The organism is Phenylobacterium sp. FG114, assembly GCF_057809855.1.
In genome coordinates, this window is sequence record NZ_JBMDKU010000002.1 from 114,235 (window position 1) to 125,255 (window position 11,021).

Annotated in this window: 10 protein-coding genes; 5 read left to right on the forward strand and 5 right to left on the reverse strand. The window is 68.9% G+C overall.

All coding sequences use genetic code 11. The features are described 5' to 3' along the window. Positions 1–4 precede the first annotated feature (4 nt). Positions 5–862 carry a non-homologous end joining protein Ku gene (gene ku / locus ACODSY_RS03575; protein WP_488950277.1) on the forward strand — a complete coding sequence of 286 codons (858 nt, stop codon included), beginning with the start codon at positions 5–7 and terminating at the stop codon, positions 860–862. A 7-nt stretch (positions 863–869) separates the two neighbouring features. On the opposite strand, the gene ACODSY_RS03580 is transcribed toward ku, so the two are convergent. Further along, a complete protein-coding gene (locus ACODSY_RS03580) occupies positions 870–2,375 on the reverse strand; it encodes a carboxylesterase/lipase family protein (protein WP_488950278.1) in 1,506 nt (501 codons plus the stop codon). A 76-nt stretch (positions 2,376–2,451) separates the two neighbouring features. Next, a complete protein-coding gene (locus ACODSY_RS03585; protein WP_488950279.1) occupies positions 2,452–3,357 on the reverse strand; it encodes a LysR family transcriptional regulator in 906 nt (301 codons plus the stop codon). 85 nt (positions 3,358–3,442) lie between these two features. On the opposite strand from ACODSY_RS03585, the gene ACODSY_RS03590 reads away from it, so the two are divergent. The 3 genes from ACODSY_RS03590 (at position 3,443) to ACODSY_RS03600 (ending at position 4,586) form a co-directional block, all read left to right on the forward strand. Beyond that, positions 3,443–3,880 (forward strand): nuclear transport factor 2 family protein, encoded by a 438-nt coding sequence (locus tag ACODSY_RS03590; protein WP_488950281.1) that lies wholly within the window; start codon positions 3,443–3,445, stop codon positions 3,878–3,880. A gap of 9 nt (positions 3,881–3,889) precedes the next feature. Then, positions 3,890–4,183, forward strand: a complete 294-nt coding sequence (locus ACODSY_RS03595) for a DUF1330 domain-containing protein (RefSeq protein WP_488950282.1) — start codon at positions 3,890–3,892, stop codon at positions 4,181–4,183. 61 nt (positions 4,184–4,244) lie between these two features. Then, positions 4,245–4,586, forward strand: a complete 342-nt coding sequence (locus ACODSY_RS03600) for a hypothetical protein (RefSeq protein ID WP_488950283.1) — start codon at positions 4,245–4,247, stop codon at positions 4,584–4,586. A gap of 35 nt (positions 4,587–4,621) precedes the next feature. Here the strand turns inward: ACODSY_RS03600 and ligD are convergent, their stop codons facing one another. From ligD to otsB, 3 genes are read right to left on the reverse strand one after another with little or no spacing between them, the layout of a single operon-like run. Continuing rightward, the gene (ligD, locus tag ACODSY_RS03605; RefSeq protein ID WP_488950284.1) at positions 4,622–7,240 is read right to left on the reverse strand and encodes a DNA ligase D; all 2,619 of its coding nucleotides are present in this window, start codon (positions 7,238–7,240) and stop codon (positions 4,622–4,624) included. Further along, positions 7,240–8,652: an alpha,alpha-trehalose-phosphate synthase (UDP-forming) gene (locus tag ACODSY_RS03610; protein WP_488950285.1), complete on the reverse strand. Its 1,413-nt coding sequence runs from the start codon at positions 8,650–8,652 to the stop codon at positions 7,240–7,242. The genes ligD and ACODSY_RS03610 overlap by 1 nt, the downstream gene beginning before the upstream one ends. Further along, positions 8,649–9,398: a trehalose-phosphatase gene (otsB, locus tag ACODSY_RS03615; RefSeq protein WP_488950286.1), complete on the reverse strand. Its 750-nt coding sequence runs from the start codon at positions 9,396–9,398 to the stop codon at positions 8,649–8,651. The genes ACODSY_RS03610 and otsB overlap by 4 nt, the downstream gene beginning before the upstream one ends. A 141-nt stretch (positions 9,399–9,539) precedes the next feature. Between otsB and zwf the strand changes: the two genes are divergently transcribed. Further along, entirely contained in the window at positions 9,540–11,003 is a 1,464-nt protein-coding gene (gene zwf, locus ACODSY_RS03620; RefSeq protein ID WP_488950287.1) for a glucose-6-phosphate dehydrogenase, read from the forward strand. The last annotated feature ends 18 nt before the right edge of the window (positions 11,004–11,021 follow it).

Below are 11,021 nucleotides of genomic sequence, written 5' to 3' on the forward strand. Positions count from 1 at the left end.
CCCCATGGCCACCCGTCCGACCTGGCAGGGCTACCTGCGCCTGAGCCTCGTGAGCTGCCCCGTCGCGCTCTACACCGCCACCCAGCGGACGAGCGACGTCTCGTTCAACATGCTCCACAAGGAGACGATGAACCGGATCCGCATGATCCCCACCGATCCGGAAACCGGACCGGTCGACCGATCGGACATCGTCAAGGGCTATGAGATCGAGAAGGGCCACTACGTCGTGGTCACCGACGAGGAGATCAAGAACGTCCGACTGGAGACGACCCGGACGCTCGACATCGAGCGGTTCGTCGACGAGGACGACATCGACCGCCTCTACTGGAATGACCCCTATTTTCTCACGCCCGACGGCGACATGGCGGTCGAGGCCTTCACGGTGATCCGCCAGGCGATGGAGAAGGCCGGCAAGATCGCCCTGGGCCGCCTGGTGATGCACCAACGCGAGCGGCTGATGGCGCTGGAGCCGCGGGACAAGGGCATCCTGGCCTATTCCCTGCGCTCGAACCGCGAGGTGAAGGACGCCAAGGACGTGTTCGATCGGATTCCCGCGCACAAGGCGCCGCCGGCCATGATCGACATCGCCGCGAAGATCATCGAGCAGCAATCCGGCGCCTTCGATCCCTCGAAGTTCAACGACCGCTACGAGGATGCGCTCCGGGCCCTGATCAAGGAAAAGGAGAAGGGCCACGGCGTGAAGAAGGTCGAAGAGCCCAAGGAGGCCGAGGTGATCGACCTCATGGAGGCTCTCAAGCGCAGCCTGGGGGGAGAGCGGCGCAAGACGCCGGCCCGCAAGCCGGCGGCGCCCAAGAAGGCGGCCGCCTCTACCCGGAAGGCGCCGGCGAAGAAGCGAGCCTAGGGCGCGTCTACTTCTGGCCGGCCTCGACGGTGTCGCGCCAGTCTTTCAGGAAATGCTCGCGCACTTTGACGCCCTCGTCGCCGAACTCGACCTGGGCTTCTCTGGCGGCGTCAAACTTCGGCCAGGTCACGCCCCCGGCCGAACCGGGGTTCCCCGCCTTGGCGAAGCTTGACCAGTAGGCGGCCATGGCGTCGGACAGCGCCTTGTCCTCGGCGTCGAAGGTGGCAGGCGCGGTGGGCGCGCCGAAGACGTAGCGGATCTCGTCAGTGTGGCCCGCGCCGTAGGGTTTGCGCGCCTTGGCCGCCGGGGCCACGCGGCTGAAGTAGTAGAGATACGTCGGCGCGCCGGACTTGGCATGCAGGCGGGCTGCGTTGCGGTCGGGCTCGGTGATCAGCTGAACGGTCGTGACGTCGTTGATGATCCTAGCCTTGTCGCCGGAGCCTTGCGGATCGAAGGCCTTCAGGATGGCGCCCTTCTGGGGCTCGGGGATGGCGTCCAGCTGCGCCGCCTGCGGCCGGACCAGGCTGGCCTCGTTGGAGTTGCCGCCGAGGATGAGCGGCACCTTGGCGGCCTTGCCGGCCGCGAACCCCTTGGCGAGACCCTGGGTGATGTAGGTCCCGTCCAGGATCGGGCCGGCGCGGCCCACGAAGCCGCCGGTGTAGGGCATGGCGCTGAGCGGCAGCTTGCGGAGCGCCACGGCGGCCGCGGCGTCGTCGCCCTCCACGCCGGCAGCCACGGCGGCCTTCACCCCGGCGGCCTCGGCGACCTTCAGCGGCGTCGGCTCGTGACGCGCGAAGGCGCTCTCACCGATCGCCTTCTGGAACAGCCCCTGCGCCTGTGGGGCCATCATCAGGTAGAGCACCGAGATCCCGCCCGCGCTCTCGCCGTAGATGGTGACGTTCTTCGGGTCGCCGCCGAACTGGGCGATGTTGGCCTGCACCCACTTCAGCGCGGCGATCTGGTCCATCATCCCATAGTTGCCCGTGGGGCCTTCGCGGGTCAGCGCCGGGTGGGCGAACCATCCCGCCCGGCCCAGCCTGTAGTTCAGGCTGACGTGGACAATCCCGCGCTTGGCAAAGTTGGTCCCTTCGGTATCGGCGCCGAACGCACCCATGCTGGTCCCGATCACGTAGGCGCCGCCGTGGATCCACACCATCACCGGCAGCTTCTGGCCGGGCTTGGCGCCGACGGGACGCACCACGTTCACCGTCAGGCAGTCCTCGACGTCCTGGCAGCGGGCGCCGGCCTTGGACGCGTCGCGCTCGCCGCTCCATGAGGGCGCGGCGGCCGGCGGCTTCCAACGCAGGTCGCCGACCGGCGGGGCGGCGTAGGGGACGCCCAGCGTGTAGGCCACCCCGTCCTTTACCGTGCCCTTCAGCGCACCCTGCTTGATCTTCACCACCTGGGTCTGGTCCGAGGCGAAGGCATCGGCGGCGGCCTGCGCCTGAACGGCGACCGGCAGGACGGCGAGGCTCAGCGCGACAGCGCTGGCGGCGAGCAGTCGACGGATCATGGCTTCCCCCAAGGTGTTCGAGTTTTCGAATTTTGGGTGTGTTAGCCGCCGGCTGTTGCGCGATTGTGTCGGAGTCTCAGGCCTGGCCGCGCCCGATCTCCAGCACCAGCCGCCGCAGCCAGATCGAGGCCGGGTCGGTGTGCAGCCGCGCGGGATGGAGCAGGTCCTGCTCGTCGTGGCCGGTGTCGAGCGGCGGATCGAGGCGGCGCAATCCCAGGTCCGCCCCCGCCGCCGCGATCAGCCGCGAAGGCACGAACGCCACGAGGTCGGTCCGCGCGGTCACCTCCAGCGCCTGCAGGTAGGTGGGCGTGGTAAGGACCACGTCGCGCCGATGGCCGAGTTCGTCCAACCAGGCGTCGATCGGGTCGGCGGCCATTCCGCGCGAGACGACGGCGACGTGGCGCGCGGCCAGGAATCCTTCGAGCGTGGAGAGGCGGTGCGCGCCCGGTCGTCCGCGGCGCACGGCAAGAGCGTCGCTGTCGGTGTAGAGCCGCTCGCGATGGAAGCCGGGGAAGTCATGGTCCTGGTAGGCGATGATCAGATCCAGCGCCCGGGCGAAGTCCGGGGTGATCATGCCCGGCGTCCGGAACGGCGCCAGGGTGAGCCGCACGTGCGGCGCCTCGGCCTCCAGCCGCTTCACGATCCCCGGCAGCAGCACGCTGGTGCAGACGTCGGGGATCATCGCCTTGAACTGTCGCCGACTGGTCGCGGGATCGAAGACCTCTTCCTCGAACAGGCCGCGCACCTGGGCGAGCGCGGCGGCCAGGGGCTCGCGCAGGGCCTCGGCCCTCGGCGTCAACTCCATCCGCGGACCGGCCCGCACCAGCAGCGGATCGCCCATCAGCTCGCGCAAGCGGCGCAACGCGTGGCTTGTCGCCGGCTGCGAGAGGCCGATCCGCTCGGCGGCGCGGCTGACGCTCACCTCTCGCAACAGCGCGTCCAAGGCCACCAGCAGGTTCAAGTCGAGGGAAGCTAAATTCATCCGCCGAATATATCGCCTGTAAACTATCGATTGGAAGCATGTGGCGGCCACGGCGCATCTTGGTTGGACAGAACCGGAGGTCCCCATGAGCGCCGCAGAGAATAAGGCCCTGCTGAAGCACGCCTTCGCGGAGTTGGCGAAGGCCAACAGCCGCCCCCACTTCGAGATGATGGCCGACGATTTCACCTTCACCGTGATGGGCGGGACCGACTGGGCGCGCACCTGGACGGGCAAGGAATCGGTGATCCGCGACCTGCATGGCCCGCTCCGGGCCCAGTTCGCCGACGCCTTCACGATCCAGGCCGTGAACATCGTCGCCGAGGGGAACTTCGTGGTCGTCGAGGCGCGGGGTTGCGTGAGCACCAAGCGCGGCGACCGCTACGACAACAAATACTGCCTGGTCTACGAACTGCGTGACGGCCGCACGGTCTCGGTGCGCGAATACGCCGACAGCGCCCTGGTGGAGCGCGTGCTGGACCCGCCGCCGCCGGTGCGCTTGCCGGAGGCCGCCGGCGCCCGCTAGCCTCGGCGCATGGTCGCCTATGTCGTCAATGAGATCGTCGTCACCGAGCCCGAGCGGTTCCAGACCTATGCCGACCAGGTGCCGGCGATCCTTGCGAAGTATGGCGGCCAGTACCTGGTCCGTGGCGGCGCGCCCGAGAGCGTGGATGGCCCGCCGCCGCCCGAGCGGTTGGTGGTCCTGCGCTTCGAGAACCGGGAGGCGGCGCGCGCCTGGCGCAACTCACCGGAGTACCTTGCCATCCTGCCCATCCGCGAGGCGACCTCCACCAGCCGCGTCTACATCGTGGACGGCTACGGCGCCTGAGCCGGAACCTTCGCCGCCGTCTGCGGTTCGCTCTCCCGGGATGCGCCTGGAGAGAGACAACGTGCGACGCTTCCTGATTCTTGGGACCCTCGCGCTGGTGGCGGCCGGCTGCGCGACCTCGCCCCGCCAAACGGTACAGAGCCTCAACAAGCGCGACCCCGAATACGCCACCCGCGACTGCCGCCAGGCGCGCGCCGCCGTGGCCCGATACGACGACAACAAGGACGGCCGCGCCGTAATCGCGCTGGCCGGCAACCTCGTCGTCCCGTTCGCGGGCAGCGCCGCGGCGCTGGCGATGAGCAAGATGAAGGACGACGAGCGGCAGGTCCTGAACGAGCGCGTCCGTCGCGCCTGCATCTCGGATCCGCTGGCCAAGAAACGGTCCCGCGTGGCGAGCCGCTGAATCTCCCCTCAGGCTGAGCCTCGGGGGAGACAGGGCTATTTCTTCAGCTTCCGGATCGCATCGACCAGCGGCCGCTCGGCGTCGCAGTAGTCGGCCCAGGCCTTGGTCTTCTTGAGGAGAGCCGGCGCGGTCCGCACTGTCCAGGCCTTGGGGTCGAGGCCCTTCTTCACCTGGGTCCAATTGAGCGGGAAGCTCACTGTCGCGCCGGGCCGGGCCCGCGGCGAGAGGGGCGCGACGGCCGTGGCCATGCGATCGTTGCGCAGGTAGTCGAGGAATATCCGGCCCACCCGCTTGGCCTTGGCCATGTTGACCACATAGCGGTCCGGCGCGTCGGCGGCGATCGCCAGGCAGACGTCCTGGGCAAATTTCTTGGCGGTGGGCCAATCGGTCTTGCCCTTGCCGTCAAGCAGGGGCGTGACCACGTGGAGCCCCTTGCCGCCGGTGGTCTTGCAGAAGGCGACGAGACCCAGCGCCTCCAGCCGCTCCTTCACTTCCTTGGCCGCCTCGATCACGCGTTCGAAGGGGATGTTCTCGTCGGGATCCAGGTCGAAGACCAGGCGGCCGGGAACCTCGGGCTGGTCCGGCTGGCAATTCCAGGGGTGGAACTCCACGGCGGCGATCTGCGCGAGCGCCGCCAGCGCCTCGACCCGGTCGACCTGCAGGTAAGGCTTGTGGTCGCCGAAGACCTCCACCTCGGTGAGCAGCGCGGAGGAGCCCTTGCCGGCGTGCCGCTGGAAGAACCGCTCGCCGCCGATCCCGTCCGGCGTGCGGATGATCGAGCACGGCCGCCCCTTGATGTGCTGCATCATCCAGGGACCGACGGTCTCGAGGTACTGGGCCAGCTCGAGCTTGGTGATCGGCCGTCCATGGCCGTCGTCGGGCCAGATCGCCTTGTCCGGGCTGGACAGGGTCACGCCCATGACGATGGGCGGGCCCGCCTTGGTCGCGGTCTTCCGCGCCGGCTTCGGCTCGGCCAGCTCGGCCTTTTCCACGGGCTGGGGCGTCTCGGCCTCCACCTCGCGCGCGGGCTTGTCGTCTCGCAGGCCCTTGAACGCGCCTTGGCGCACCATGCCCGAGGTGGTGAAGCCTGCGAACTCGATTTCCGCCACCAGCTCCGGACGGGCCCAGTGGACGTTGGCCTCCTTGCGTGGCGCGCCGGGCCCGGAGAACGGACTCTTGTCGGCCTCGACCGTCTCGAGCTGGGGCAATACGCGGCCCACCTTGTCGCGGCCGAAGCCGGTCCCGACGCGTCCGGTGTAGATCAGTCGCCCGTCGCGGTTCACACCGACAAGGAGTGAGCGAAGTTGGCCCCTGTCGCCGGTCCAGCCGCCGATGACCACCTCGTGGCCTGCCCGGCACTTGGACTTCACCCAGGCGTCGCTCCGATCCGAGCGATAGGGCGCATCCATCCGCTTGGAGACAATGCCCTCCAGCGACATGCGGCAGGCCGATTGCAGCACCGCGTCGCCGGCGGTCTCGAAGTGGTCGACGTAGCGGATGCGCCTCTCCAGGGCCTTGCCGGCCGCCTTCACCACCGCCCGCAGCCGAAGCTTGCGCTCGCGGAGCGCCAGGCCGCGCAGGTCCTCGCCCGCCAGGAACAGGGTGTCGAAGACAAAGAAGATAAGGTCGTCCGTCTTGCCGTCCGAAAGCGCCGCCTGCAGCGCCGGAAAGTCCGGAGATCCCTGGGTGTCCAGGGCGCAGGCCTCGCCATCGTAGATACCGTCGGGGAGGGCCGCCGCGTCCTTGGCGATGGCGCGGAACTTGTCGGTCCAGTCCAGGCCCTTGCGCGTCTTCAGGGTCGCCCGACCCTTCTCGACGCGGAGCTGCAGCCGGTAGCCGTCGAACTTGATCTCGTGGGCCCAACCGGCGCCGGGCGGCGGGCGATCCACCGACTTGGCAAGCTGGGGCGGCACGAAGCCGGGGAGGGCGGCCGCTTTCAGCTTGGGCGCCGGCGAGGCCTTGAGAGGGGCGGCGGGCTTCTCAGCCGGCTCCGCCTCCTCGGAACGCTCGGATCGCCAGACGTCGCGCGCCTTGGCGCGGCCCTTGCCGGTCATGAACTTGGTCGGGCCCTTCCCCTTGCCGGCGGCGATGTCATCCATGACGCGTCCCGAGGCGACGGAGGTCGTCTCCTCCTCCACGAGCTTCCCGCCCTCGGCGTCCACCGACCAACCGTCGTGGTGCTTGATCAGCAGCCAGTTGTCGCGCTTCTCGCCGTCGCGGCGCTTCATGCGCACCAGGACCCAGGAACCCTTCAGCCGGTCCCCGTCGAGCGTGAACTTCAGGTCGCCCTTGCGCAGCATCGCCTTGGGATCGCCCTCGGGCTCCCAGTAGCCGCGGTCCCACAGCATCACCGTGCCGCCGCCGTACTCGCCCTTGGGGATCGTCCCCTCGAAGTCCCCGTAGTCCAGCGGATGGTCCTCGGTCTGGACGGCCAGCCGCTTGTCGGCGGGATCCAGCGACGGACCTCGCGTCACCGCCCACGAGAGGAACACTCCGTCCAGCTCCAGCCGAAAGTCGTAGTGCAGGCGGGTGGCGGCGTGCTTCTGGATCACGAAGCGGAGGCGGTTCGAGGCCTTGGTCTGCGTCGCGCTGTCGGGTTCGGCGGTCTTGGAGAAGTCCCGCATGGACCGATAGCGGGCGAGCTTGTCGACCATCACACGACCAGGGCCGGGCGCACCGCCGCCGGCTTACCGACGAGCGCCTGCACGAAAGCGTCGCGCCAGCCGACCACGTCCTCGCGCTCGACACACTCGAACAGGGACTGCCAGCGCCGGATCCGCTCGGGCCGCTCCATCGCCAGCGCGCGCTTCAGGGCGTCGGCCACCTCCTCCGGGCTATTCGGATTGACCAGGAGGGCGTCGGGCATCTGTCGCGCCGCGCCCGCGAAACGCGACAGGATCAGCACGCCCGGATCGTCCGGATCCTGGGCCGCGACATACTCCTTCGCCACCAGGTTCATCCCGTCACGCAGCGGGGTGACCAGGCCGACGCGCGCCGCGGCGTAGATGCCGGCCAGCTCGTCGCGGCGATAGTTGCGGTTCACCCATCGGAACGGCGCCCAGTCCACGTCGGCGAACTCGCCGTTGATGCGGCCCGACAGCGAGTCGAGCCGCGCCCGGATCTCCTGATAGGCCTCGACCGCCTCGCGGCTGACCGGCGCGATCTGCAGCATCAGCACCTCGCGGCGCAGGTCGGGGTTGCGCTGCAGGAACTGTTCAAAACCCAAAAACCGCTCTTCCAGCCCCTTCGAATAGTCCAGCCGGTCCACGCCGACGATCAGGTGGCGAAAGACCGTGCAGGCGGTCATGAGATCGCGCATGCGACGCGCCCGCGCGCTGCGGGTCATCCGCGCGAAGTCTGCGGCGTCGATGCCGATGGGGAAGGCGTCCACATCCAGCATCCGCCCGAAGCCCTTGACGCAACCCGGGCGCACGATCGCGCCGTCGGCTTCGTTCAGGACATATTCCTCGAAGGCCTGCTGGTACTCGGCGGTCTGGAAGCCCACGAGGTCATAGTCGAACATCGCCTCCACCAGCTGTTTGTGGCGGGGCAGGTTCACCATCACCTGGTGCGCCGGCCAGGGAATATGCAGGAAGAACCCGATCCGGTTCTTCACGCCCAGCGCCCGCAGTTCCTTGGCAAGCGGGATGAGATGGTAGTCGTGCACCCAGATGATGTCGTCCGGGCGAACCAGGGGCGCCAGCGTCTCGGCGAACCGGCGGTTCACCCGCATGTAGCCCTTGTCGTAAGCCCGGTCGAATGCGGCCAGATCGTTGCGGTAGTGGAACAGCGGCCACAGCGTCTTGTTGGCGTAGCCGTTGTAGTACTCTTCCAGGTCGATCTCCTCGAGGTCGACCGTGGCCGCGGTCACCCCGCCGACGGTCTCGACGTGGAGCTCGCCGGTAAAGGTCTCGGTGGTCTTGCCCGACCAGCCGAACCAGAGGCCCGAGTACTGTTTCAACGCTGCGGCCAGCGCCATCGCCAGGCCGCCGACGCTCTCCTCGCCGTTGCCCGATGGCGGGTTCACCCGGTTCGAGACGACGATCAGACGGCCGGGGACGTTCATCGCGCGGCCTCCAGCCAGGCCAGCACGTCCTCGACGTTTCGCAGGCCGAAGCGAGCGTGGGTCCGGCGCGGGGCGCCAACCAGCACGCCGACGCCGCCCAGGCGCGCCACTTCCTCGAAGCCATGCTCGTCGGTGGCGTCGTCGCCGGCGAAGACGGGCGTCGCGCCGCGGAAGGCGGGCGTATCCATGAAGTCGCGGATCGAGTCGCCCTTCGAAGGGCCGGGCGTGCGGAGTTCCTCGACCATGTCGCCCTCCTGCAGGGCGAGGCCGGTCTCGGCGGCCAGGCGGCGGGCCAAGGCCTGGGCGTCGAGTGCCCGGGACCGGGCCAGGCGGAAGTGCAGGGCGACGCTCGCGCCCTTATCCTCCACGATCAGCCCGGGGTCCTTGGCCGCGAAGGCGCGAAGCGCCTCTGTCGCAAGCGTCAGGCCGGGGTGAGGCTCAGGCGCGTGCAGGCTTCCGTCGCAGTCGCGGCGAACCAGGCCGTGCACCGCCGAGGCGCACACAATCCGGCGCTCGAGAATGCGGTCGATATCCTCGAGGGTGCGGCCGCTGACCACGGCCAGGCGCCCGTCCAGCGCATCGTGCAGACGTTCGAGGAGGCGCGTGCGCCGGGGATCGGGGCGCACGTCTTGCGGACGCTCGGCGATGGGGGCCAGCGTGCCGTCCAAATCCAGAAACAGGGCCGCGTCCGCAAGTCGCAAAGGCTTCGGCGCGGGAAGGTTCACAGTCAATGTATCCAGGGTCATGGCTCTCCCACCCGTCCAGTAGGAAAACGTCGCTGCGCTGCATTTGATCCTGCAGCGCACAAATGTGAACAGGCGCGCGGCCAAGGCCTTGACCGGATGCGTGACGCGCGGTGGTGTCCCGCCGCTCGACAAGGAGACCCCATGCCCGCCACGCCCAAGGCTGACGCGATCGTGCTGTTCGGCGCCACCGGCGACCTCGCAAAGCGCATGCTCCTCGCGTCGCTGTACTTCCTGGACGCCGACGGGTTCCTGCCGAAGGGCTTCCGCATCGTGGCGACGGCTCGCGCGGACCTGACGCGCGAGGCGTTCCTGGAACAGACCCACAGCACCCTCGCCGCGCGGCCCGAAGGCCTGGACGAGGCGGTCTGGGCGCGGTTTTCCGAGCGCCTGAACTACGTGGGCGCCGATGCGACGACGGCCGAGGGCGTCGCCCGCCTGTGCTCTGCCCTGGAGGGCTGCAAGGCGCCCTTCTTCTACCTGGCGATCTCGCCGAGCCTTTACGAGAAGGTGTGCGTCGCCCTGGCCGGAGCGGGTCTTGCCGGCGAGAACAGCCGCATCGTGCTGGAAAAGCCGATCGGCCGCGACCTGGAGACCTCCCGTCACATCAACACGTCGCTGGGCGCGGTGTTCGACGAGAACCAGATCTATCGGATCGACCACTACCTCGGGAAGGAGACGGTCCAGAACCTGCTGGCGTTGCGTTTCGCCAACACCCTGTTCGAGCCGCTTTGGAACAACCTGACGATCGACCACGTGCAGATCACGGTGGCCGAGACGGAAGGCGTCGGCGCCCGGTGGCCCTACTACGACGAGTACGGCGCCCTGCGCGACATGCTCCAGAACCACATGCTGCAGCTGCTCTGCCTGGTGGCCATGGAGCCGCCAGCCGACATGGAGCCGGACTCGGTGCGCAACGAGAAGGTGAAGGTGCTGCGGTCGCTCCGCCGGTTCACCCGCCGGGACGTGGCCGACAAGTCGGTGCGCGGCCAGTACACGCCAGGCGTCGTAGGCGGCAAGTCGGTCGACGGCTACGAGGCCGAGCGTGGCGAGAAGACGGGCACCGAGACCTTCACGGCCCTGCGCGCCGACATCGACAACTGGCGCTGGGCCGGCGTGCCCTTCTTCCTGCGCACCGGCAAGCGGATGCCGGAGAAGCGCACCCAGATCTCCATCCAGTTCAAGCCGGTCCCGCATTCGATCTTCGGCCGCGCGTCCACCGGGGATCTCGCGCCGAACAGGCTGGTGATCGACCTGCAGCCGGACGAGGACATCAAGCTCAGCCTGATGAACAAGGCGCCGGGTCTCAGCCAGGGCGGCATGCGGCTACAGTCGCTGCCCCTGTCGCTCAGCCTGCTCAACACCTACGAGGGCGCGGGCGGCCGCCGCCGGATCGCCTACGAGCGCCTGCTGCTGGACGTGATCCACGGCGACGCCACCTTGTTCGTCCGCCGCGACGAGGTGGAGGAGGCCTGGCGCTGGGTCGACGGCGTCGCCGACGCGTGGGCTGAGGCCGGCCAGGCGCCCAAGCCCTACGCGGCCGGCAGCTGGGGTCCGTCGGGCGCCTTCGCGCTCATCGAGCGCTTCGGCCGCGACTGGTCGGACTGAGGCACGCCTCAACGTACG

Bases quoted from the DNA above. Each gene is read 5' to 3' on its own strand.
- ku (WP_488950277.1), top strand. From the start codon at position 5: ATGGCCACCCGTCCGACCTGGCAGGGCTACCTGCGCCTGAGCCTCGTG.
- ACODSY_RS03580 (WP_488950278.1), bottom strand. From the start codon at position 2,375: ATGATCCGTCGACTGCTCGCCGCCAGCGCTGTCGCGCTGAGCCTCGCC.
- ACODSY_RS03585 (WP_488950279.1), bottom strand. From the start codon at position 3,357: ATGAATTTAGCTTCCCTCGACTTGAACCTGCTGGTGGCCTTGGACGCG.
- ACODSY_RS03590 (WP_488950281.1), top strand. From the start codon at position 3,443: ATGAGCGCCGCAGAGAATAAGGCCCTGCTGAAGCACGCCTTCGCGGAG.
- ACODSY_RS03595 (WP_488950282.1), top strand. From the start codon at position 3,890: ATGGTCGCCTATGTCGTCAATGAGATCGTCGTCACCGAGCCCGAGCGG.
- ligD (WP_488950284.1), bottom strand. From the start codon at position 7,240: ATGGTCGACAAGCTCGCCCGCTATCGGTCCATGCGGGACTTCTCCAAG.
- ACODSY_RS03610 (WP_488950285.1), bottom strand. From the start codon at position 8,652: ATGAACGTCCCCGGCCGTCTGATCGTCGTCTCGAACCGGGTGAACCCG.
- otsB (WP_488950286.1), bottom strand. From the start codon at position 9,398: ATGACCCTGGATACATTGACTGTGAACCTTCCCGCGCCGAAGCCTTTG.
- zwf (WP_488950287.1), top strand. From the start codon at position 9,540: ATGCCCGCCACGCCCAAGGCTGACGCGATCGTGCTGTTCGGCGCCACC.